The following is a 21,821-nucleotide window of genomic DNA, read 5'->3' as shown; positions in this document are numbered from 1 at the left end:
TGATCATTGTATCTTGGGAACTGTAGTTGATCAAACTTTTTAATGGTTTTAAACTCTCTAATCTCTTATGATGAAACTTTAATTTTTCTATACATAATTTTTACAAACAACTGAATGATTGAAGTCTTTCGGGGCTGGAAATAGGAAATTAAGACTTGGGTTATCGAATTATGGTCTATCGCCTTTTGCTAAAATAAGCCTATTTATAGATATTTTAAATAAATTGGTAGAGGAAGTTGAGCAAGAATAAGAATAATTCACAAAAACTTTGTAAAACACTTGCAATTTAGCTGAAATTTGATAAAATAGTAAGGAAAGTTAGACTGTATTGCCTACTGTCTATCTATAAAATATATTTTATTGGAGGCTTTTACTCAAATGGCAAAAGAAAAATACGATCGTAGTAAACCACACGTTAACATTGGTACTATCGGACACGTTGACCACGGTAAAACTACCCTAACTGCAGCTATCACAACTGTTTTGGCACGTCGCTTGCCTTCAGCAGTTAACCAACCTAAAGACTATGCGTCTATCGATGCTGCTCCAGAAGAACGCGAACGCGGTATCACAATCAACACTGCGCACGTTGAGTACGAAACTGAAAAACGTCACTACGCTCACATCGACGCTCCAGGACACGCGGACTACGTTAAAAACATGATCACTGGTGCCGCTCAAATGGACGGAGCTATCCTTGTAGTAGCTTCAACTGACGGACCAATGCCACAAACTCGTGAGCACATCCTTCTTTCACGTCAGGTTGGTGTTAAACACCTTATCGTCTTCATGAACAAGATCGACTTGGTTGACGACGAAGAATTGCTTGAATTGGTTGAAATGGAAATCCGTGACCTTCTTTCAGAATACGACTTCCCAGGTGACGATCTTCCAGTTATCCAAGGTTCAGCTCTTAAAGCTCTTGAAGGTGACTCTAAATACGAAGACATCATCATGGAATTGATGAACACTGTTGATGAGTACATTCCAGAACCAGAACGTGACACTGACAAACCATTGCTTCTTCCAGTCGAAGACGTATTCTCAATCACTGGACGTGGTACAGTTGCTTCAGGACGTATCGACCGTGGTACTGTTCGTGTCAACGACGAAATCGAAATCGTTGGTATCAAAGAAGAAACTAAAAAAGCAGTTGTTACTGGTGTTGAAATGTTCCGTAAACAACTTGACGAAGGTCTTGCAGGAGATAACGTAGGTGTCCTTCTTCGTGGTGTTCAACGTGACGAAATCGAACGTGGACAAGTTATCGCTAAACCAGGTTCAATCAACCCACACACTAAATTCAAAGGTGAAGTTTACATCCTTACTAAAGAAGAAGGTGGACGTCACACTCCATTCTTCAACAACTACCGTCCACAATTCTACTTCCGTACTACTGACGTTACAGGTTCAATCGAACTTCCAGCAGGTACTGAAATGGTAATGCCAGGTGATAACGTGACAATCGACGTTGAGTTGATCCACCCAATCGCCGTAGAACAAGGTACTACATTCTCTATCCGTGAGGGTGGACGTACTGTTGGTTCAGGTATGGTTACAGAAATCGAAGCTTAATTCGATTTAGTTCCCAGAAGAACAATTATTTAAGTCAGACACTAAAAGAATCTTGCTATGCAAGGTTCTTTTTTTGCGATCAAAAGTGAGAGAGTTCCTTTTTTACAATTTCATAAAATCATGGTAAAATGGTTAAATATTAAATTTGGAGAAAAATATGAAGTACAAGCGTATCGTATTTAAAGTGGGAACTTCGTCCTTGACTCATAAAGATGGAAGTTTATCTCGCAGTAAAGTAAAAGCAATCACACAGCAGCTTGCAATGCTACATGAAGCTGGTCATGAGCTGATTTTAGTATCTTCGGGGGCTGTTGCGGCAGGGTTTGGAGCCTTGGGATTTAAGAAACGACCGACAAAGATTGCGGATAAGCAGGCTTCAGCTGCAGTTGGTCAAGGATTGCTTCTGGAAGAATATACAACAAATTTGCTCTTAAGGCAGATTGTTTCAGCGCAAATCCTGCTGACCCAGGATGATTTTGTCGATAAGCGACGTTATAAAAATGCCCATCAAGCTTTATCTGTCCTTCTCAATCGTGGCGCGATTCCTATTATCAATGAAAATGACAGTGTCGTTATTGATGAACTAAAGGTCGGAGATAATGATACGCTCAGTGCTCAGGTAGCTGCAATGGTGCAGGCAGATCTTTTGGTCCTCTTAACAGATGTAGACGGTCTTTATACTGGTAATCCTAACTCGGATCCAAGAGCTAAACGTCTGGAGCGAATCGAGACCATCAATCGAGAAATTATCGATATGGCTGGTGGTGCTGGATCTTCAAATGGAACTGGAGGTATGCTGACTAAGATAAAGGCAGCGACCATTGCGACAGAGTCAGGCGTTCCCGTATATATCTGTTCTTCCTTGAAACCTGATGCTTTAATTGAAGCAGCTGAAGAAACTCTTGATGGTTCTTTCTTTGTTGCACAGGAAAAGGGACTTCGTACCCAGAAACAATGGCTGGCCTTTTATGCCAAAAGTCAGGGGGCTATTTGGGTTGATAAAGGGGCGGCAGAAGCCCTCTCTCAACATGAAAAGAGTCTCCTTTTATCAGGGGTTGTAGATGTTGAGAGCAATTTTTCTTATGGTGATATTGTAACGGTATTTGATAAGGAAACTGGAAAATCACTTGGGAAAGGTAGAGTGCAACTAGGTGCATCGGGACTTAAAGATGTCCTTCGTTCTCAAAAAGTCAAGGGAGTCCTGATTCATCGTGATGACTGGATTTCTATCACTCCTGAAATCCAACTACTCTTTACAGAATTTTAGAGGTAAACTATGGTAAGTACACAAGAACAATTTGAACTGGTACAGGCAGTTAAAAAAACCATCAATACTGCTAGTGAAACAGTAAAAAACCAAGCCTTGCTAGCCATGGCTGATCACTTATTGGCAGCTACTGAGGAGATTTTAGTGGCCAATGTCCTTGATATGGAAGCAGCAAAGGGTAAAATATCAGATGTTATGCTCGATCGTCTTTATTTGGATGCAAGTCGTATAGAAGCGATGGCAACAGGCATTCGTGATGTGGTTGCTTTACCAGATCCAATTGGTGAAGTCCTAGAAAGAAGTCAGCTTGAAAATGGTTTGGCCATTACTAAGAAGCGTGTGGCTATGGGTGTTATTGGCATTATCTATGAAAGTCGTCCAAATGTGACTTCTGATGCAGCTGCCCTTGCTCTCAAGAGTGGAAATGCGGTTGTTCTTCGTAGCGGTAAGGATGCCTACCAAACAGCTCATGCTATTGTTACAGCCTTGAAGAAGGGCTTGGAGACTACCACCATTCATCCAGACGTCATTCAATTAGTAGAAGATACCAGTCGTGAAAGTAGCTATGCCATGATGAAGGCTAAAGGTTATCTAGATCTTCTCATTCCCCGTGGGGGGGCCGGTTTGATCAATGCTGTCGTTGAGAATGCTATTGTGCCAGTTATCGAAACAGGTACAGGGATTGTTCATGTCTACGTTGACAAGAATGCAGATGAAGACAAGGCACTGTCTATTATCAATAACGCTAAAACTAGTCGTCCTTCAGTCTGTAATGCCATGGAAGTGCTGCTTGTTCATCAAGACAAGGCGGCAAGCTTCCTTCCTCGCTTGGAGCAAGTGTTGGTTGCAGATAGAAAAGAAGCTGGACTGGAAGCAATTCAACTCCGACTGGATAGCAAAGCAAGTCAGTTTGTTTCAGGCCAAACTGCTGAAGCACAAGACTTTGATACCGAGTTTTTAGACTATGTCTTAGCTGTTAAAGTAGTTTCTAGTCTTGAGGAAGCTGTAGAGCATATCGAAGCCCACAGCACCCATCATTCGGATGCGATTGTGACTGAAAATGCTGATGCTATAGCTTACTTTACAGGTCAAGTGGACTCGGCAGCGGTTTATGTCAATGCGTCGACTCGTTTCACAGATGGTGGCCAATTCGGTCTAGGATGTGAAATGGGGATTTCTACTCAGAAATTACATGCGCGTGGTCCAATGGGCTTGAAGGAATTGACCAGCTACAAATATGTGGTTACTGGTGATGGACAGATAAGGGAGTAAAGAGATGAAGATTGGATTTATCGGCTTGGGGAATATGGGAGCTTGTTTGGCTAAGGCTGTCTTGCAGGCAAAAACGAGTCATCAGATTCTCCTTGCTAATCGTAGTCAAGCAAAAGTAGATGCTTTTATTTCCAATTATGGTGGTCTGGCTTCTAGTAATGACGAAATCTTTGCAGAAGCAGATGTGATTTTTCTAGGAGTAAAGCCAGCTCAATTTTCTGAACTGCTTACTCAATATCAGTCAATCCTTGAGAAACGAGAAAGTCTTCTTTTGATTTCCATGGCAGCTGGTTTGACCTTGGAAAAACTCGCTAGTCTTCTTCCAAGTCACCATAGGATTATTCGCATCATGCCTAATACACCTGTTGCTATTGGGCAAGGAGTGATTAGCTATGCTTTGTCTGCAAATTGTCATCCAGAAGACAGTGAACTTTTCTGTCAACTTTTAGCCAATGCAGGGCAGTTGGTTGAATTAAGCGATGGTTTAATAGATGCGGCAACAGGGCTTGCAGGTTGTGGTCCTGCCTTTGTCTATCTATTTATCGAAGCTTTGGCAGATGCAGGAGTTCAAACAGGATTACCAAGAAAAACGGCTCTGAAAATGGCGGCTCAAACAGTAGTTGGTGCAGGTCAAATGGTACTAGAAAGTCAGCAACATCCTGGAGTCTTGAAAGATCAAGTTTGTAGCCCAGGTGGTTCGACCATTGCTGGCGTAGCAAGCCTAGAAGAACATGCTTTTAGAGGAACCGTTATGGACGCTGTCAACCAAGCCTACAAAAGAACTCAAGAATTAGGCAAATAAGAGGTGAGAGTTAAAACTCAACCTCTTTTTTATTACAAAGAGCGAAATGAAAAAAGCTTTTCACAAATCCCCATTTTTTTGATAGAATAGAAGAGAGAAAAATAGAAATGAGTCAGACATGTCAAAAGGATTTTTAGTCTCTCTTGAGGGACCAGAGGGAGCGGGAAAAACAAGCGTTCTTGAAGCCATAATCCCTATATTAGAGGATAGGGGAATAGAAGTTTTAAGCACCCGTGAACCAGGCGGGGTTTTGATTGGAGAGAAGATTCGTGAAGTGATTCTAGATCCTAGTCATACTGAAATGGATCCTAAGACGGAGCTTCTCCTCTATATTGCCAGTCGTCGACAACACTTGGTGGAAAAGGTCTTACCAGCACTTGTAGCTGGAAAACTGGTTATCATGGATCGCTTTATCGATAGTTCGGTTGCTTATCAGGGCTTTGGGCGTGGTTTAGATATCGATGCCATTGATTGGCTTAATCAGTTTGCGACAGATGGGCTGAAACCTGATTTGACTCTTTATTTTGACATTGAGGTCGAAGAGGGGTTGGCACGTATTGCTGCCAATAGTGATCGGGAAGTCAATCGTTTGGACATGGAAAGTCTGGACCTACACCGAAAAGTCCGTCAGGGGTATCTATCTCTTTTGGAAAAGGAAGCAAACCGCATTGTAAAAATCGATGCTAGCCTACCACTTGATCAGGTGATTGAGAAAACGCAACAGCTACTTTTTGACAGGATGGGACTACGGAGATGAAACAAGAGCAATTAAGAGCTTGTCAACCTTTACAATTTGAACGTTTTGTTCATATTTTGGAGCAAGGGCAACTTAATCATGCCTATCTCTTTTCAGGTAATTTTGGAAGTTTAGAGATGGCTCTTTTCTTGTCTAAAAGTCTCTTTTGTAGTGAGAAAACTGGTATTTTTCCTTGTGAAAAATGTCGGAATTGTAAATTGATTGAACAAGAAGAATTTCCTGATGTGACCATGATCAAACCTCAGAATCAAGTTATTAAGACGGAGCGTATTCGGGAATTAGTCGGTCAATTTTCACAGTCTGGTATTGAAAATCAACGTCAGGTTTTTATTATCGAACAAGCGGAAAAAATGCATGTGAATGCTGCAAATTCACTCTTGAAGGTTATTGAAGAGCCACAAAGTGAGATTTATATTTTCTTTTTGACCGATGATGAGGAACAGATGTTACCAACGATTCGAAGTCGGACACAGATTTTCCAATTTAAGAAACAAGTCTCTACTTTAATGTCACAGCTTGAAGAGGCTGGTTTAGTAAAAAATAAAGCTAAGCTATTGGCTCAGTTTAGTCAATCTCAGGCGGAGGCTGATAAGCTTGTCCATCAAGCAGGATTTTGGACACTAGTAGATGAAAGTGAACGCCTCTTTGCTTGGCTTTTGGCCCATAAAAAAGAATCCTATTTGCAAGTTGCAAAATTAACGAGTTTGTCTGATGATAAAGAAAAGCAAGATCAAGTGCTCAGAATTTTAGAGGTACTAGCTGGTCAAGAGATTCTCAATGTTTCAGCTCGTAATATTTTGCAAAATCTCGTCCAAACTCGTAAAATGTGGCGGGCCAATGTTAGCTTTCAAAACGCTTTGGAATACCTGGTTTTACAAAAAAATTTAAAGTAAAGATAGATTATAGAAAGGGCTGTAATGAATAAAAAAGAATTATTTGATGCTTTAGATGACTTTTCACAGCAATTGTTGGTAACCTTGGCAGACGTCGAAGCTATCAAGAAAAATCTCAAGAGTCTGGTAGAGGAAAATACAGCTCTTCGTTTAGAAAATGATAAACTGAGAGAACGTTTGGGAGAGGTTGAGGAGACAGCTCCAGCCAAAACGAAACATGTAAGGGAAAATGTCCGTCGCATTTATGAGGACGGTTTTCATGTTTGCCGTGACTTTTATGGCCAACGTCGGGAGCAAGATGCAGAATGCATGTTTTGTGATGAGTTGTTATTTAGGGAGTAAGTATGCAGATTCAAAAGAGTTTTAAGGGACAAACTCCCTATGGCAAGCTTTATCTAGTCGCAACGCCAATCGGTAATCTAGATGATATGACTTTTCGCGCTATTCAGACCTTGAAAGAGGTTGACTGGATCGCGGCAGAAGATACTCGTAATACGGGACTTTTGCTCAAGCATTTTGAGATTTCAACCAAGCAAATCAGTTTTCACGAACACAATGCCAAGGAAAAAATTCCTGATTTGATTGGTTTGTTGAAACAAGGTCAAAATCTTGCCCAAGTATCTGATGCAGGGATGCCTAGTATTTCTGACCCGGGGCATGATTTGGTCAAGGCTGCCATTGAAGAAGATATCGCAGTTGTCACAGTTCCAGGAGCTAGTGCAGGGATTTCTGCCTTGATTGCCAGTGGCTTAGCACCACAACCTCACATTTTTTATGGTTTCTTACCACGAAAATCAGGCCAGCAAAAGCAATTTTTCGAAGCAAAAAAAGCTTATCCAGAAACTCAGATTTTCTATGAATCGCCTCACCGTGTGTCTGATACGTTGGAAAATATGTTAGCAGTTTATGGTAATCGTTCAGTGGTTCTGGTTAGAGAATTGACTAAGATTTATGAAGAATACCAACGTGGAAGTATTACTGAATTATTAGAAAATATTTCTCAAACACCGCTTAAGGGCGAGTGTCTTCTGATTGTGGAAGGTGCTAGTCAAGAAGTAGAAGATAAGGATGAAGAGGATTTGTTCTCAGAAATCCAAGAACGTATTCAACAAGGTGTTAAGAAAAATCAAGCCATTAAAGAAGTCGCTAAGATTTATCAGTGGAATAAAAGCCAGCTATACGCAGCTTATCACGAATGGGAAGACAATCAATCCAATGACTAAACAGGGAAGTTTTCCTTCTTCCCTTTTTTTGTTATACTAGAAGAAGAAAAAAATAGAAAGATTTGTGGGAGTGAAAAATCCTGGATACTTTTTCAGCCTGAGCCTGAAAACTCGAAAGCGAGAAAAGTTCGGTTGGCTTTTTTTATGTGAATCTTTACTTCACACTCCCAAAGAGGTATTAGTGTCGTGTCTCAATCTTATATCAATGTTATCGGTGCTGGTTTGGCAGGTTCTGAAGCAGCCTACCAAATTGCAGAGCGTGGTATTCCAGTTAAGCTTTATGAAATGCGTGGTGTCAAGTCAACACCGCAACACAAAACTGACAATTTTGCAGAATTAGTGTGTTCTAATTCCTTGCGAGGGGATGCTCTTACAAATGCTGTCGGCCTCCTCAAGGAAGAAATGCGTCGCCTAGGTTCTCTTATCTTGGAATCTGCTGAAGCAACCCGTGTTCCTGCAGGTGGTGCCCTTGCGGTTGACCGCGATGGTTTCTCGCAAATGGTTACTGAAAAGATTGCCAATCATCCCTTGATTGAGGTCGTTCGTGACGAAATTACAGAATTGCCAACGGATGCTATTACAGTTGTTGCGACTGGTCCTTTGACTAGTGATGCCCTTGCTGAGAAAATTCACGCTCTTAATGGCGGTGACGGTTTTTATTTTTATGATGCTGCAGCGCCTATTGTGGATGTTAATACGATTGATATGAACAAGGTTTATCTCAAATCTCGTTATGATAAGGGAGAAGCAGCCTATCTCAATGCTCCTATGACCAAACAAGAGTTTATGGATTTCCATGAAGCCTTGGTCAATGCGGAAGAAGCTCCGTTAAATTCTTTTGAAAAAGAAAAATATTTTGAAGGATGCATGCCAATCGAAGTCATGGCTAAACGGGGGATCAAAACCATGCTCTATGGTCCTATGAAACCAGTTGGTTTGGAGTATCCAGACGATTACACTGGTCCTCGTGACGGAGAATTTAAGACACCATACGCTGTAGTTCAGCTTCGTCAGGATAATGCGGCAGGTAGTCTTTACAATATTGTTGGTTTCCAAACTCACCTTAAATGGGGAGAACAAAAGCGTGTCTTCCAAATGATTCCAGGTCTTGAAAACACTGAGTTTGTTCGCTATGGAGTTATGCACCGTAATTCTTATATGGATTCACCAAATCTTCTTGAGCAAACTTATCGTTCTAAGAAACAGCCAAATCTATTCTTTGCTGGTCAAATCACGGGTGTGGAAGGATATGTTGAGTCAGCGGCATCAGGTCTAGTAGCTGGTATTAACGCAGCTCGTCTTTTCAAGGGCGAAAGCGAGGCTATTTTCCCAGAGACAACAGCAATTGGAAGTCTAGCTCATTACATCACCCATGCTGACAGTAAACACTTCCAACCAATGAACGTCAATTTCGGAATTATCAAGGAATTGGAAGGCGACCGCATTCGTGATAAGAAGGCTCGTTATGAAAAAATTGCAGAGCGTGCTTTGGCTGATTTGGAAAACTATTTATCCGTTTAAAATTTTCCAAAGAATAACTCATGAGACTATAAAAATCTCAAAAAATGTGATAAAATAGTTTGAATAAAATAAAGGAGCGAAGTCAGGTGGAACCCAAATATAAACGTATTTTGATTAAGTTATCAGGTGAGGCCCTTGCTGGCGAACGTGGTGTCGGAATTGATATCAAAACAGTTCAAGCAATGGCTCAAGAAATTCAAGAAGTACATAACTTAGGTATTGAGATTGCCCTCGTTATTGGTGGAGGAAATCTCTGGCGTGGAGAACCTGCTGCAGAAGCTGGAATGGATCGTGTACAAGCAGATTATACAGGAATGCTTGGAACCGTCATGAATGCTCTTGTAATGGCAGATTCATTGCAACAAGTTGGTGTGGATACACGTGTTCAAACAGCCATTGCTATGCAACAAGTAGCAGAACCTTACGTTCGTGGTCGTGCCCTTCGTCATCTTGAAAAAGGACGCATTGTTATCTTTGGTGCGGGAATTGGTTCGCCATACTTCTCAACAGATACAACAGCGGCTCTTCGTGCAGCTGAGATTGAAGCGGACGCTATCTTGATGGCTAAAAATGGGGTTGATGGTGTCTACAATGCTGATCCTAAAAAGGATAAGACAGCTGTTAAATTTGAAGAATTGACTCACCGTGACGTGATCAATAAAGGTCTCCGTATCATGGACTCAACAGCTTCAACACTTTCAATGGACAATGATATTGACTTGGTAGTTTTTAACATGAACCAACCAGGAAATATTAAACGTGTTGTATTTGGTGAAAATATCGGAACTACAGTTTCAAATAATATCGAAGAAAAGGAATAAGAAATCATTATGGCAAACGCAATCGTAGAAAAAGCAAAAGAGAGAATGACCCAATCTCACCACTCACTTGCTCGTGAGTTTGGAAGTATTCGTGCTGGCCGTGCTAATGCTAGCTTGCTTGACCGTATCCACGTTGAGTACTATGGTGTTGAAACACCACTTAACCAAATTGCTTCTATCACAATCCCAGAAGCGCGTGTCTTGTTGGTAACACCATTTGACAAATCATCTTTGAAAGACATCGAACGTGCTTTGAATGCTTCAGACCTAGGTATCACACCAGCTAACGATGGCTCTGTTATTCGCTTGGTAATCCCAGCTCTTACAGAAGAAACTCGTCGCGACCTTGCTAAAGAAGTGAAAAAAGTGGGTGAAAATGCTAAAGTTGCTATCCGTAATATCCGTCGTGATGCTATGGACGAGGCTAAGAAACAAGAAAAAGCGAAAGAAATCACTGAAGACGAATTGAAGACTCTTGAAAAAGATATTCAAAAAGCAACAGACGATGCTGTTAAACACATCGACGAAATGACTGCCAACAAAGAAAAAGAAATCTTGGAAGTCTAAGAAATAAACAGAAAAACTCAGTTGGCATTGCTGGCTGAGTTTTATTCGAAAGAAGGAAATATGAATACAAATCTTGCAAGTTTTATCGTTGGACTCATCATCGATGAAAATGACCGTTTTTACTTTGTTCAAAAGGATGGTCAAACATATGCCCTAGCTAAAGAAGAAGGTCAGCATACAGTTGGTGATACGGTCAAAGGTTTTGCTTACACAGATATGAAGCAAAAATTGCGCCTCACTACTACAGAAGTGACTGCAACTCAGGAACAATTTGGTTGGGGAACAGTAACAGAGGTTCGTAAGGACCTTGGGGTTTTTGTTGATACAGGATTACCAGACAAGGAAATCGTTGTGTCACTAGATATTCTCCCTGAACTTAAAGAACTCTGGCCAAAGAAAGGTGATCGACTTTATATTCGTCTAGAAGTGGACAAGAAGGACCGTATCTGGGGAATCTTAGCTTATCAGGAAGATTTCCAACGATTGGCACGTCCTGCCTACAATAACATGCAGAATCAAAATTGGCCTGCCATTGTATACCGTCTCAAATTATCAGGAACCTTCGTCTATTTACCAGAGAACAACATGCTTGGATTTATCCATCCAAGTGAGCGCTATGCAGAACCACGTTTGGGGCAAGTGCTAGATGCGCGTGTCATTGGTTTCCGTGAGGTTGACCGAACGCTTAATCTCTCTTTAAAACCACGCTCTTTTGAGATGTTGGAAAATGATGCGCAGATGATCTTGACTTATTTGGAAAGCAATGGTGGCTTCATGACCTTGAATGATAAGTCATCACCAGAAGATATCAAGGCTACTTTCGGTATTTCAAAAGGTCAATTTAAAAAAGCACTCGGTGGTTTGATGAAGGCTGGCAAAATCAAGCAAGATCAGTTCGGCACAGAGTTGATTTAGGAGGCTTATGAGAAAATCATTTTATACTTGGCTGATGACCGAGCGCAACCCTAAAAGCAATAGTCCCAAAGCAATTTTAGCGGATCTGGCTTTTGAGGAGTCCGCCTTTCCGAAACATACAGATGATTTCGATCAAGTGAGTCGTTTTTTAGAGGAACATGCTAGCTTTTCCTTTAATATGGGAGACTTCGATCGTATCTGGCAGGAATATTTAGAACATTAAGGCTACTAGATGAGGTTGGGGATAGTAATTTCTCAGCCTCTTTGCTATAATATAGTCATTCAGTTTATCTTTTATGAGGATTTTCCTTATTTTGACAAGTTTCGTTTACCATTACGAATTGTCAGAGTGATAGGATTTTTGAAAGTTATTTCATACTTAAAAGAAAACAAAAATGATAAAACGAAATAAGAGAATTAGAGAGGTTCTTTGTTTGAAGGAACATTCAATAGATATTCAACTGAGTCATCCAGATGACCTATTTCATCTTTTTGGGTCCAATGAGCGCCACCTTCGATTGATGGAGGATGAGTTGGGTGTTATCATCCATGCCCGTACAGAGATTGTACAAGTCTTGGGAGCAGAGAATGCTTGTGAGGAAGCCCGCCAAGTTATCCAAGCCTTAATGGTCTTGGTTAATCGTGGAATGACTGTTGGAACTCCGGATGTGGTGACAGCCATTACCATGGTTAAGAATAATGAAATCGATAAGTTTGTCGCCCTCTATGAAGAAGAGATTATTAAGGATAATACAGGTAAGCCCATCCGTGTTAAAACTTTGGGGCAAAAGCTTTATGTGGATAGTGTCAAGCAACACGATGTGACCTTTGGGATTGGGCCGGCAGGAACAGGTAAGACCTTCTTAGCAGTGACTTTGGCCGTAACAGCCCTCAAGCGTGGACAAGTCAAGCGAATCATATTGACACGTCCAGCAGTAGAAGCAGGAGAGAGCTTAGGATTTCTTCCAGGTGATCTCAAGGAAAAGGTCGATCCTTATTTACGACCAGTTTATGACGCCTTGTACCAGATTCTTGGGAAAGATCAAACAACCCGTCTTATGGAACGTGAAATTATTGAAATTGCACCTTTGGCCTATATGCGTGGGCGTACCTTGGATGATGCCTTTGTCATCTTGGATGAAGCGCAAAATACAACCATCATGCAGATGAAGATGTTCTTGACCCGTCTTGGATTTAACTCGAAAATGATTGTCAATGGGGATATTAGTCAGATTGACCTGCCACGTAATGTCAAGTCAGGTTTGATTGATGCTCAGGAAAAACTCAAGAATATTCACCAGATTGACTTTGTTCATTTCTCAGCTAAGGATGTGGTTCGCCATCCAGTTGTAGCTCAAATTATCAGAGCCTATGAACCCCTACCTGTCAAAGCTGAAGAAAACCAAGAAGAAACAGAATAAGGAAAAAGAGCAGTCAAAAGCTGCTCTTATTTTTGTAGTTTAAATTTATAAATCATTTTAAACAAGTTCACTGATTGAAGTGAAGTCACGTTCCAAACCTTCGGCAACTGGTTGGCTAGTGAGGATACCTTGATAAGTTGTAACTCCTTCTCGTAAACCAGCATCATCAGAAATAGCTTTCTTAAATCCTTTTCCTGCCAAGGCTTCGATATATGGAAGAGTCACATTTGTAAGGGCAATCGTAGATGTGCGAGCAACTGCTCCAGGAATGTTAGCCACGGCATAGTGAAGAACACCGTGTTTTTCATAGACAGGTTCATCGTGAGTTGTTACACGGTCAGCTGTAGCGATAACGCCACCTTGGTCAACAGCAACGTCAACGATGACAGAACCAGGACGCATTTGTTGAACCATGTCATCTGTTACCAATTTTGGTGCTTTGGCACCAGGAATCAATACTGCACCGATCACAACGTCTGCTTCACGTACACTTGCTTCGATATTAAATGGGTTAGACATAAGGGTTTGGATTTGGTGACCAAAGACGTCTTCAAGGACTGAGAGGCGTTTAGCGCTGATATCAAGAATGGTTACTTGAGCTCCCAAACCTAGCGCAATGCGAGCTGCGTGTGTACCAACGACACCACCACCGATAATGGTTACTTTTCCTTTTGGAACACCAGGAACACCACCGAGTAGAACTCCTGAACCACCAGCTTGTTTCGTCAAGAAGTGGGCTCCGATTTGGACAGCCATACGACCTGCAACCTCACTCATTGGAACTAATAAAGGAAGTTGTCCTTGAGTATCACGGACTGTCTCATAAGCAACACCCGTTGTTTTAGCTGCAAGCATAGCATCAGCCAATTCTGGAGCAGCCGCCATGTGCAAGTAGGTGAAGAGAAGTAAGTCTTCACGCAAGAATTGATATTCACTAGCAAGCGGTTCCTTGACTTTAACAACCAATTCTGCAGCCCAGGCTTCAGCAGCTGTTGCTACAATCTCAGCTCCTTGCTTTTCATAGTCAGCATCAGTAAAACCAGATCCAAGTCCAGCATTCGTTTCGATAAGGACACGGTGGCCACGACCAACGAGACTTTGTACACCAGCAGGTGTCAAAGCAACACGATTTTCATTATTTTTAATTTCCTTTGGAATTCCAATTAACATAGGATAACTCACTTTCTATTAAGCTGTTTCAATTTATGTATCACATCATTCTTCAGAGTTTTTGTGATGACTTTATTGTATATGAAACCGCTTTAAATTGCAAGAAAAACTTGTAAACCTATTTCTTTTATGTTATTCTTTTAGCAATCTATTTTGGGAGGTGAAATCATGGAATCACTATTTATCAAACTAGCTAAGCATCCAATCATCGAAACTGAACGCTTAGTACTTAGACCAGTAACGCTCGATGATGCAGAAGCCATGTTTGAGTATGCTTCAAATAAAGAAAATACACGCTATACTTTTCAAACCAATCAAAGTTTAGAGGAAACTAAGAATAATATTGCCCAGTTTTATCTAGCCAATCCCTTGGGCCGATGGGGAATTGAACTAAAAAGTACTGGAGAGTTTATCGGAACCATTGATCTGCACAAGATCGATACTCTTCTTAAGAAGGCAGCCATTGGCTATATTATCCATAAAAAATATTGGAATCAAGGTTTGACAACTGAAGCCAATCGAGCCGTAATTGAACTGGCTTTTGAAAAGGTAGGAATGAATAAGTTGACGGCTTTTCATGATAAGGACAATCCTGCATCAGGAAAAGTCATGGAGAAATCAGGTATGCACTTCTCCCACGAAGAACCATATGCTAGAATGGACTATAAAGAACCAGGACGAATTGTAACACGTGTACATTACATTTTAACCAAGGAAGATTATTTTGCAAATAAGTAAGCAGTTGAAAAGATTTTTCAGCTGTTTTTTCTTTCTCTTACGAATAAGCTAAGAGAGGAGAAAATATGGAAGAACTTATTGAGAAAATCAAAGAATATAAAATCATTGTTATCTGTGCTATTTTGGGTTTAGTCTTGGGTGGATTTTTCCTCCTAAAGCCAGTCGCTCAAACACCTGCCAAGGAAAGTAATTTGCAAACAGAAGTTGCAGTTATTTCTAAGGATTCGACGGATGAAAAGGAAGATGGAAATCAGAAGGAAGAAGTGGTGGAGCAAGATCTGATTACTGTCGATGTCAAAGGGGCTGTCAAAACACCAGGGATTTATGATTTGCCAGTTGGAAGTCGTATCAATGATGCTGTTCAAAAAGCTGGTGGACTGACAGATAATGCAGACAGTAAATCTATCAATCTTGCTCAGAAAATTAGTGACGAAGCACTTGTCTATGTTCCAACTAAGGAAGAAGCTACCAGTCAAGCAACACAATCAAATGCTTCTAACAGCAAGGAAAATAAGAAAGTCAATCTCAATAAAGCCAGTTTAGAGGAACTGAAACAAGTCAAAGGCTTAGGTGCTAAACGTGCTCAAGATATTATTGACCATCGTGAGTCTAACGGTAAGTTCAAGTCAGTTGATGAACTCAAAAAGGTTTCTGGTATTGGTGCAAAAACGATAGAAAAGTTAAAAGAGTATGTTACAGTGGATTAGTCGCATTCCCATTCCCAAAATCTATCTCAGTTTTCTTTTGCTATGGCTCTACTATGCAATCTTTTCAGCAAGTGTCTTAGCACTTTTGGGCTTTGTCTTTTTACTAGTCTGCCTCTTTTTCCAATTTCCATGGAAAACTGTGACCAAGGTCCTCTTGATTTGCAGCATATTTGGGAGTTGGTTTATTTTTCAAAAATGGCAGCAAGAAGAAGCCAATCGGAATCTTGTAGACACGGTTGATACAGTGCGAATATTACCGGATACCATCAAGGTAAATGGTGATAGCTTATCTTTTCGTGGCAAGGCTGAGGGCAGACTTTTTCAGGTTTATTATAAACTCCAATCAGAAGTTGAAAAGGAAAAATTTCAACAGTTGTCTGATCTGCATGAAATGGTTGTAAAAGGTAAGTTAGCTAGTCCTCAAGGTGCCAGTAATTTTGCGGGTTTTGATTATCGAAACTATCTCAAAACCCAAGGAATTTATCAGACCTTAACCATATCCGAAATTGTGGAATTAAAGCAAATTACCAGTTGGGATATCGGAGAAAATCTATCTAGTTTGCGAAGAAAAGCAGTTGTCTGGATTAAACGGAATTTTCCTGACCCCATGCGTAACTATATGACAGGTCTTTTATTGGGACACTTAGATACAGACTTTGAGGAAATGAACGAACTTTATTCCAGTCTAGGGATTATTCACCTGTTTGCTTTATCTGGAATGCAAGTCGGATTTTTCATGGATGCTTTTAAAAAGTCACTCTTGCGATTGGGCTTGACACAAGAGAAGTTCAAATGGCTAGCTTATCCCTTTTCTTTGTTTTATGCAGGCTTGACAGGATTTTCAGCTTCAGTTATTCGTAGTCTTCTACAAAAGTTATTGGCTCAGCATGGCTTTAAGTCACTGGATAATTTTGCTTTGACGATTCTTATTCTATTTTTAATCATGCCGAATTTTTTCTTAACTGCTGGGGGAGTTCTTTCCTGTGCTTATGCCTTTATCCTGATCATGACTGGTGAGGAAGTAGCAGGGATAAAAGGTCTGGTTAGAGAGAGTTGCATTATTTCCTTGGGAATTCTGCCAATTCTATCATTTTATTTTTCAGAATTTCAACCGTGGTCCATTCTCTTGACATTTGTCTTTTCATTCTTGTTTGACATGGTCCTATTGCCACTTTTATCGATTATCTTCTGTCTGTCATTTATATATCCCATCACCCAGTTCAACTTTCTCTTTGAATGGCTTGAAAACATCATTCGCTATATTTCTCAGCTATCTACGAGGCCACTTGTTTTTGGACAGCCGAGTCTTTGGATTTTAATCCTTCTTTTGATTACTTTAGCTCTCATCTATGACTATCGAAAGAATTTGAAAAAAATATCTATGCTTGTCATAGTTGCCATCTCATTCTTTTTAGTAACCAAGCATCCACTAGAAAATGAAATCACAGTCCTAGATATGGAACAGGGACGAAGTATTTTCCTAAGAGACATGACAGGGAAGACCATACTACTGGATGTTGGTGAAAAGCTAGCAGTTGAAAAGAAAGAAGTCTGGCAGGAGAAAGCTATTACCAGCAATGCCAAACGTAGTTTAATTCCTTATCTGAAAAGTCGAGGAGTGGCCAAGATTGATCAGTTGGTTCTGACGACTAGTGATACTAAGCAGTTAGATCATGTGTTAGAAATCAGTAAAGCCTTCCAGCTTAGAGAGATTCTAGTAACTGAAGAAACTCTATCACAGAGAGAATTCATAGATAAGTTGAAGGAAAGCAAAGTCAACCTACGTTCAATTAAAAAAGGAGACAGCTTATTTGTTTTTGGGAGTAGTTTGGAAGTAATCGAAACTCAAAATAAGGATAAAAATGATTCAATTACAATGTATGGAAAGTTACTAAATCAAACCTTTCTAGTTACTGGAAATATAGAGGAGAAGTTCTTAACCAAGTCTTATCCGAAACTCCAAGCAGATGTAGTGCTAACTCATCAGCAAGCATCGAAGAAAAAGACAGATATCGAAATCTTCAAAAATGTACACCCTAAAATCACGGTCATTTCGGTAGACAAGAAGAAAAAATTCAAAGAAAAAAATGGGGAAAGTAACCAAGAACTTGGAAATTCGATATACCAAACGAATCAAAAGGGCGCCATTCGTTTCAAGGGATGGACTACTTGGAATGTTGAAACTGTTCAATAACGTTTTCAGAGAAAACTAAACATTAAAATTGTCTAAACAATCATTCAAGGCTTGATTTTGAATCCTGTTTACTATAAAATAGTTAAGATTGGTGTCAAACTTTTATATTGCAAATAGGAGAAAAAATGACAAAAACTTTGAAACGTCCTGAGGTTCTATCACCTGCAGGAACACTAGAAAAACTAAAAGTAGCTGTTCAATACGGAGCAGATGCTGTCTTTATTGGTGGTCAGGCCTATGGTCTACGTAGTCGTGCGGGAAACTTCACTTTCGAACAAATGGAAGAAGGAGTTCAGTTCGCGGCTAAGTATGGCGCTAAAGTTTATGTGGCTGCTAATATGGTTATGCACGAAGGAAATGAAGAAGGTGCCGGAGAATGGTTCCGTAAGTTACGTGATATTGGAATTGCAGCTGTTATCGTTTCTGACCCTGCCTTAATCATGATTGCAGCAACAGAAGCACCAGGACTTGAAATCCACCTTTCAACACAAGCTAGTGCGACCAACTATGAAACTCTTGAATTCTGGAAAGAACTTGGATTGACGCGTGTCGTTTTGGCGCGTGAGGTTTCTATGGAAGAGTTAGCAGAAATTCGCAAACGTACAGATGTAGAAATTGAAGCCTTCGTACATGGAGCTATGTGTATTTCCTACTCTGGTCGTTGTACCCTTTCTAACCATATGAGTATGCGTGACGCCAACCGTGGTGGATGTTCACAATCTTGCCGTTGGAAATATGACCTTTACGATATGCCATTTGGTAAAGAACGTAAGAGTCTCAAGGGAGAAATTCCTGAAGAATTTTCAATGTCAGCTGTTGATATGTCTATGATTGACCATATCCCAGATATGATTGAAAATGGTGTGGATAGTTTGAAGATTGAAGGTCGTATGAAGTCTATTCACTATGTTTCAACAGTGACAAACTGCTACAAGGCTGCCGTTGATGCCTACCTTGAAAGTCCTGAAAAGTTTGAAGCTATTAAACAAGACTTGATTGATGAAATGTGGAAGGTTGCCCAACGTGAATTGGCTACAGGTTTCTACTACGGAACACCATCCGAAAACGAACAACTATTCGGAGCACGCCGTAAGATTCCAGAATACAAGTTTGTTGCTGAAGTAGTAGCTTATGATGATGCGACACAAACAGCAACTATTCGCCAACGTAACGTTATCAACGAAGGTGACCAAGTTGAGTTTTACGGTCCAGGTTTCCGTCATTTTGAAACTTATATCGAAGACCTTCATGATGCTAAAGGAAATAAAATTGACCGTGCACCAAACCCAATGGAACTTTTAACCATCAAGGTTCCACAACCAGTACAAGCAGGTGATATGGTCCGTGCTTTGAAAGAAGGCTTGATCAATCTTTACAAAGAAGATGGAACCAGCGTCACAGTTCGTGCATAGATAAGGAAAGTCAATGGTTCAAGCTCATGGATTACTAGTAGATAATGAAAGCAGATGTGTTCATTACCATAGTGATAAAGATATCGTAGCGCTCCAGTGTTATGAGTGTCAGAAATACTATGCCTGTTATCAGTGTCACAATGAACTAGAGTCGCACACATTTTCTCCTTATCCTTTAAATCTAAAAGAGGATAAACCTATCTTATGTGGTTCCTGTAAGAAGAACCTAACTTATGAGGAGTATAGAGAAAAGGGGAGCTGTCCTTATTGTGCAGCACTCTTTAATCTAGCTTGCCAGAGCCACCATTCCTATTATTTTAAATAAGAAACGATAAATCCAGGTTTTGAAACTTGGATTTTTCTTTTCAGAAAAATAGGAAAGATAAGAAAAATAACCTGAAAAGACATTAAAATTTTCTATATAATTGTCTTGAAAATCATAAAAATAGAAATAAATGATTAGAAACGCTTTCAATGCTAGTAAAGAGTTGACAAAAGCAAATTTTAGGACTAAACTAGGGAAGTAAATTTAATTTAAAAAAGGAGAATTCGTCATGAATTTAACATTTTTCGGTCTATGTCTTGCCTGTATGGGTGTATCTCTTGCAGAAGGATTTTTGATGAACGGTTTGTTCAAATCTGCAGCACGCCAACCAGATATCATCCCTCAATTGCGTAGTTTGATGATCATGGGGATTGCCTTTATCGAAGGAACTTTCTTTGTAACCTTGGCGATGTCATTCGTTATCAAATAGACAACTCTATTTAGAAATGGAGGTGTCAAACCATGGAAGAAAGTTTGAATCCAACCGTTAATATTGGACCAATATCCTTTGATTTGACCCTGCTTGCCATGTCTCTTGTAACTGTTTTGATGGTTTTTGCCTTTGTCTACTGGGCAAGTCGTAAAATGGCCATCCGTCCAAAGGGCAAACAGAATGCTCTTGAGATGATTTATGACTTTGTGATTGGTTTTACAAAACCAAACATTGGAGATTCATATATCAAGGATTATTCCTTGTTCTTGTTCTCTCTATTTCTGTTTATCTTGGTTGCCAACAATATTGGCTTAATGGCAAAAGTACAAACAACAAACGGTTATAACTTGTGGACTTCCCCAACAGCCAACCTTGGATACGATTTATCCCTCTCCTTATTGATCACTTTGATCGCCCATGTAGAAGGAATTCGTCGTAGAGGCGTTAAAGAATATTTGAGAGCATTTGTTACTCCTGGCTTTATGACTCCGATGAACGTTTTAGAAGAGTTCACCAATTTTGCCTCCTTGGCGATTCGGATTTACGGAAATATTTTCGCCGGTGAGGTCTTGGCAGGATTGTTATTAGCCTTGTCACAATATGCCTTTTATTGGTATCCTTTTGCCTTTATTGCAAACATGTTATGGACAGCCTTTTCAATTTTCATTTCATGTATTCAAGCGTATGTATTTACCATGTTGTCTTCTATGTACATTGGTAAAAAGGTAAATGGTGAGGAAGAGTAAGTAGAGGAGGATTAGAAGATGGATTTAACTATTAGTACCATTATCGGTGACTTTATTCTTATCGCTGGTTCCTTCCTTTTATTAATTTTTTTAGTTAAGAAATATGCTTGGGGAAATATTACCAGTATTTTGGATCAACGTGCTGAAAAGATTTCTTCAGATATTGATGGTGCTGAGGAAGCTCGTAAAAAGGCTGAGGAACTAGCAAGTAAGCGAGAGGCTGAGCTAGCAGGTAGCCGTACCGAAGCTAAAACGATTATCGAGAATGCAAAGGAAACAGCTGAAAAGAGCAAATCAGATATTCTGGCTGAAGCTAAGCTAGAAGCTGGTCGCTTGAAAGAAAAAGCTAACCAAGAAATTGCGCAAAATAAAGCTGAGGCTTTACAAAGCGTTAAAGGTGAGGTAGCAGATTTGACAGTTAGTCTAGCTGGAAAAATCATCTCACAAAACCTTGACGGTCATGCCCATAAAGAACTCATTGATCAGTATATTGATCAGCTAGGAGAAGCTTAATGGACAAAAAGACAGTAAAGGTAATTGAAAAATACAGCATGCCTTTTGTCCAATTGGTGATTGAAAAAGGAGAAGAAGATTCTATCTTCTCAGACTTGACCCAGATTAAGCAAGTCGCTGAAGAAACAGACTTGCCTTCTTTTTTGGCTCAGGTAGATGTTGATGAGTCTGACAAGGAAAAAACAGTCAGTTATTTCCAAGATTCTGCATCGCCATTATTACAAAACTTCATTCAAGTTCTGTTGTACAATCATCGTTCAAATCTTTTTTATGATGTGATTGTAGATTGTTTAAACCGTCTTGAGAGAGAAACGAATCGTTTTGAAGTAACGATTGTGTCTGCTCATCCTCTAACGGATGAACAAAAAGAACGTTTGCTTCCAATTATAGAGAAAAAGATGTCTTTAAAAGTGCGTAGCATTAAAGAAGAAATCGACGATAGTTTAATCGGTGGTTTTGTTATTATCGCCAATCACAAGACAATTGATGTTAGTATTAAACAACAACTTAAAGTTGTTAAGGAAAATTTGAAATAGAAAGTGGTGTTCT

The 21,821-nt window shown here is 40.0% G+C and carries 24 protein-coding genes; 23 read left to right on the top strand and 1 reads right to left on the bottom strand.

What is annotated here, in order from left to right; translation table 11 throughout:
* Positions 1-378 precede the first annotated feature (378 nt).
* The 14 genes from tuf (at position 379) to HMPREF1116_RS09730 (ending at position 13,034) form a co-directional block, all read left to right on the top strand.
* Entirely contained in the window at positions 379-1,575 is a 1,197-nt protein-coding gene (gene tuf, locus HMPREF1116_RS09795; protein ID WP_001040718.1) for an elongation factor Tu, read from the top strand.
* A 157-nt stretch (positions 1,576-1,732) separates the two neighbouring features.
* On the top strand, positions 1,733-2,842 hold the full coding sequence (gene proB / locus HMPREF1116_RS09790) for a glutamate 5-kinase (RefSeq protein WP_000875711.1): 1,110 nt from the start codon (positions 1,733-1,735) through the stop codon (positions 2,840-2,842).
* A gap of 9 nt (positions 2,843-2,851) precedes the next feature.
* Positions 2,852-4,114, top strand: a complete 1,263-nt coding sequence (locus tag HMPREF1116_RS09785) for a glutamate-5-semialdehyde dehydrogenase (RefSeq protein WP_000255265.1) — start codon at positions 2,852-2,854, stop codon at positions 4,112-4,114.
* A gap of 4 nt (positions 4,115-4,118) precedes the next feature.
* Positions 4,119-4,916, top strand: a complete 798-nt coding sequence (gene proC / locus HMPREF1116_RS09780) for a pyrroline-5-carboxylate reductase (RefSeq protein WP_000689665.1) — start codon at positions 4,119-4,121, stop codon at positions 4,914-4,916.
* A 118-nt stretch (positions 4,917-5,034) separates the two neighbouring features.
* Positions 5,035-5,673: a dTMP kinase gene (tmk, locus tag HMPREF1116_RS09775; RefSeq protein WP_000033357.1), complete on the top strand. Its 639-nt coding sequence runs from the start codon at positions 5,035-5,037 to the stop codon at positions 5,671-5,673.
* On the top strand, positions 5,670-6,566 hold the full coding sequence (locus tag HMPREF1116_RS09770) for a DNA polymerase III subunit delta' (protein ID WP_000808206.1): 897 nt from the start codon (positions 5,670-5,672) through the stop codon (positions 6,564-6,566). Before tmk ends, HMPREF1116_RS09770 begins: the two co-directional genes overlap by 4 nt.
* A 24-nt stretch (positions 6,567-6,590) precedes the next feature.
* Positions 6,591-6,908 (top strand): DNA replication initiation control protein YabA, encoded by a 318-nt coding sequence (gene yabA / locus HMPREF1116_RS09765; protein ID WP_001034369.1) that lies wholly within the window; start codon positions 6,591-6,593, stop codon positions 6,906-6,908.
* Between the two features lie 2 nt (positions 6,909-6,910).
* Positions 6,911-7,789 (top strand): 16S rRNA (cytidine(1402)-2'-O)-methyltransferase, encoded by an 879-nt coding sequence (gene rsmI / locus HMPREF1116_RS09760; RefSeq protein ID WP_001166907.1) that lies wholly within the window; start codon positions 6,911-6,913, stop codon positions 7,787-7,789.
* 186 nt (positions 7,790-7,975) lie between these two features.
* Positions 7,976-9,310, top strand: a complete 1,335-nt coding sequence (gene trmFO / locus HMPREF1116_RS09755) for a methylenetetrahydrofolate--tRNA-(uracil(54)-C(5))-methyltransferase (FADH(2)-oxidizing) TrmFO (RefSeq protein ID WP_000083693.1) — start codon at positions 7,976-7,978, stop codon at positions 9,308-9,310.
* An 86-nt stretch (positions 9,311-9,396) separates the two neighbouring features.
* Positions 9,397-10,131, top strand: a complete 735-nt coding sequence (pyrH, locus tag HMPREF1116_RS09750; RefSeq protein WP_000433488.1) for a UMP kinase — start codon at positions 9,397-9,399, stop codon at positions 10,129-10,131.
* 9 nt (positions 10,132-10,140) lie between these two features.
* Entirely contained in the window at positions 10,141-10,698 is a 558-nt protein-coding gene (gene frr, locus HMPREF1116_RS09745) for a ribosome recycling factor (protein ID WP_001262232.1), read from the top strand.
* A gap of 60 nt (positions 10,699-10,758) precedes the next feature.
* Positions 10,759-11,613 carry an RNA-binding virulence regulatory protein CvfB gene (cvfB, locus tag HMPREF1116_RS09740; RefSeq protein ID WP_001095465.1) on the top strand — a complete coding sequence of 285 codons (855 nt, stop codon included), beginning with the start codon at positions 10,759-10,761 and terminating at the stop codon, positions 11,611-11,613.
* A 7-nt stretch (positions 11,614-11,620) separates the two neighbouring features.
* A complete protein-coding gene (locus HMPREF1116_RS09735; RefSeq protein WP_001232087.1) occupies positions 11,621-11,836 on the top strand; it encodes a YozE family protein in 216 nt (71 codons plus the stop codon).
* Positions 11,837-12,047: 211 nt separating this feature from the next.
* Positions 12,048-13,034 carry a PhoH family protein gene (locus tag HMPREF1116_RS09730; protein ID WP_007555803.1) on the top strand — a complete coding sequence of 329 codons (987 nt, stop codon included), beginning with the start codon at positions 12,048-12,050 and terminating at the stop codon, positions 13,032-13,034.
* A 57-nt stretch (positions 13,035-13,091) separates the two neighbouring features.
* On the opposite strand, the gene ald is transcribed toward HMPREF1116_RS09730, so the two are convergent.
* Positions 13,092-14,204, bottom strand: coding sequence for an alanine dehydrogenase (gene ald / locus HMPREF1116_RS09725; protein ID WP_000904721.1), 1,113 nt, complete (start codon positions 14,202-14,204; stop codon positions 13,092-13,094).
* A 168-nt stretch (positions 14,205-14,372) separates the two neighbouring features.
* Between ald and HMPREF1116_RS09720 the strand changes: the two genes are divergently transcribed.
* The 9 genes from HMPREF1116_RS09720 (at position 14,373) to HMPREF1116_RS09685 (ending at position 21,808) form a co-directional block, all read left to right on the top strand.
* Positions 14,373-14,942, top strand: a complete 570-nt coding sequence (locus HMPREF1116_RS09720; RefSeq protein ID WP_000444603.1) for a GNAT family N-acetyltransferase — start codon at positions 14,373-14,375, stop codon at positions 14,940-14,942.
* 65 nt (positions 14,943-15,007) lie between these two features.
* Positions 15,008-15,649 carry a helix-hairpin-helix domain-containing protein gene (locus tag HMPREF1116_RS09715; protein WP_000391802.1) on the top strand — a complete coding sequence of 214 codons (642 nt, stop codon included), beginning with the start codon at positions 15,008-15,010 and terminating at the stop codon, positions 15,647-15,649.
* Positions 15,633-17,843, top strand: a complete 2,211-nt coding sequence (locus HMPREF1116_RS09710; RefSeq protein ID WP_000942443.1) for a ComEC/Rec2 family competence protein — start codon at positions 15,633-15,635, stop codon at positions 17,841-17,843. Before HMPREF1116_RS09715 ends, HMPREF1116_RS09710 begins: the two co-directional genes overlap by 17 nt.
* A 125-nt stretch (positions 17,844-17,968) precedes the next feature.
* Positions 17,969-19,255: a peptidase U32 family protein gene (locus HMPREF1116_RS09705; RefSeq protein ID WP_000169115.1), complete on the top strand. Its 1,287-nt coding sequence runs from the start codon at positions 17,969-17,971 to the stop codon at positions 19,253-19,255.
* 13 nt (positions 19,256-19,268) lie between these two features.
* Positions 19,269-19,580, top strand: coding sequence for a CHY zinc finger protein (locus HMPREF1116_RS0102415; RefSeq protein WP_000249454.1), 312 nt, complete (start codon positions 19,269-19,271; stop codon positions 19,578-19,580).
* 229 nt (positions 19,581-19,809) lie between these two features.
* Positions 19,810-20,010 carry a F0F1 ATP synthase subunit C gene (locus tag HMPREF1116_RS09700; protein WP_001054551.1) on the top strand — a complete coding sequence of 67 codons (201 nt, stop codon included), beginning with the start codon at positions 19,810-19,812 and terminating at the stop codon, positions 20,008-20,010.
* A gap of 32 nt (positions 20,011-20,042) precedes the next feature.
* Positions 20,043-20,759 carry a F0F1 ATP synthase subunit A gene (gene atpB / locus HMPREF1116_RS09695; RefSeq protein WP_000392935.1) on the top strand — a complete coding sequence of 239 codons (717 nt, stop codon included), beginning with the start codon at positions 20,043-20,045 and terminating at the stop codon, positions 20,757-20,759.
* 18 nt (positions 20,760-20,777) lie between these two features.
* The gene (gene atpF / locus HMPREF1116_RS09690; RefSeq protein ID WP_000366310.1) at positions 20,778-21,272 is read left to right on the top strand and encodes a F0F1 ATP synthase subunit B; all 495 of its coding nucleotides are present in this window, start codon (positions 20,778-20,780) and stop codon (positions 21,270-21,272) included.
* The gene (locus HMPREF1116_RS09685) at positions 21,272-21,808 is read left to right on the top strand and encodes a F0F1 ATP synthase subunit delta (protein WP_000359024.1); all 537 of its coding nucleotides are present in this window, start codon (positions 21,272-21,274) and stop codon (positions 21,806-21,808) included. Before atpF ends, HMPREF1116_RS09685 begins: the two co-directional genes overlap by 1 nt.
* Positions 21,809-21,821: the final 13 nt, after the last annotated feature.

Source organism: Streptococcus sp. SK140, from assembly GCF_000259525.1.
Lineage (GTDB): Bacteria > Bacillota > Bacilli > Lactobacillales > Streptococcaceae > Streptococcus.
The sequence above is the reverse complement of the archived record's forward strand: the minus strand, read 5'-3'. Positions and strand labels throughout refer to the sequence as shown.

Excerpts from the sequence above, each read along its gene's own strand:
- tuf (WP_001040718.1), top strand. The coding sequence starts at position 379 with ATGGCAAAAGAAAAATACGATCGTAGTAAACCACACGTTAACATTGGT.
- proB (WP_000875711.1), top strand. The coding sequence starts at position 1,733 with ATGAAGTACAAGCGTATCGTATTTAAAGTGGGAACTTCGTCCTTGACT.
- HMPREF1116_RS09785 (WP_000255265.1), top strand. The coding sequence starts at position 2,852 with ATGGTAAGTACACAAGAACAATTTGAACTGGTACAGGCAGTTAAAAAA.
- proC (WP_000689665.1), top strand. The coding sequence starts at position 4,119 with ATGAAGATTGGATTTATCGGCTTGGGGAATATGGGAGCTTGTTTGGCT.
- tmk (WP_000033357.1), top strand. The coding sequence starts at position 5,035 with ATGTCAAAAGGATTTTTAGTCTCTCTTGAGGGACCAGAGGGAGCGGGA.
- HMPREF1116_RS09770 (WP_000808206.1), top strand. The coding sequence starts at position 5,670 with ATGAAACAAGAGCAATTAAGAGCTTGTCAACCTTTACAATTTGAACGT.
- yabA (WP_001034369.1), top strand. The coding sequence starts at position 6,591 with ATGAATAAAAAAGAATTATTTGATGCTTTAGATGACTTTTCACAGCAA.
- rsmI (WP_001166907.1), top strand. The coding sequence starts at position 6,911 with ATGCAGATTCAAAAGAGTTTTAAGGGACAAACTCCCTATGGCAAGCTT.
- frr (WP_001262232.1), top strand. The coding sequence starts at position 10,141 with ATGGCAAACGCAATCGTAGAAAAAGCAAAAGAGAGAATGACCCAATCT.
- cvfB (WP_001095465.1), top strand. The coding sequence starts at position 10,759 with ATGAATACAAATCTTGCAAGTTTTATCGTTGGACTCATCATCGATGAA.
- HMPREF1116_RS09735 (WP_001232087.1), top strand. The coding sequence starts at position 11,621 with ATGAGAAAATCATTTTATACTTGGCTGATGACCGAGCGCAACCCTAAA.
- ald (WP_000904721.1), bottom strand. The coding sequence starts at position 14,204 with ATGTTAATTGGAATTCCAAAGGAAATTAAAAATAATGAAAATCGTGTT.
- HMPREF1116_RS09720 (WP_000444603.1), top strand. The coding sequence starts at position 14,373 with ATGGAATCACTATTTATCAAACTAGCTAAGCATCCAATCATCGAAACT.
- HMPREF1116_RS09715 (WP_000391802.1), top strand. The coding sequence starts at position 15,008 with ATGGAAGAACTTATTGAGAAAATCAAAGAATATAAAATCATTGTTATC.
- HMPREF1116_RS09710 (WP_000942443.1), top strand. The coding sequence starts at position 15,633 with ATGTTACAGTGGATTAGTCGCATTCCCATTCCCAAAATCTATCTCAGT.
- HMPREF1116_RS09705 (WP_000169115.1), top strand. The coding sequence starts at position 17,969 with ATGACAAAAACTTTGAAACGTCCTGAGGTTCTATCACCTGCAGGAACA.
- HMPREF1116_RS0102415 (WP_000249454.1), top strand. The coding sequence starts at position 19,269 with ATGGTTCAAGCTCATGGATTACTAGTAGATAATGAAAGCAGATGTGTT.
- HMPREF1116_RS09700 (WP_001054551.1), top strand. The coding sequence starts at position 19,810 with ATGAATTTAACATTTTTCGGTCTATGTCTTGCCTGTATGGGTGTATCT.
- atpB (WP_000392935.1), top strand. The coding sequence starts at position 20,043 with ATGGAAGAAAGTTTGAATCCAACCGTTAATATTGGACCAATATCCTTT.
- atpF (WP_000366310.1), top strand. The coding sequence starts at position 20,778 with ATGGATTTAACTATTAGTACCATTATCGGTGACTTTATTCTTATCGCT.
- HMPREF1116_RS09685 (WP_000359024.1), top strand. The coding sequence starts at position 21,272 with ATGGACAAAAAGACAGTAAAGGTAATTGAAAAATACAGCATGCCTTTT.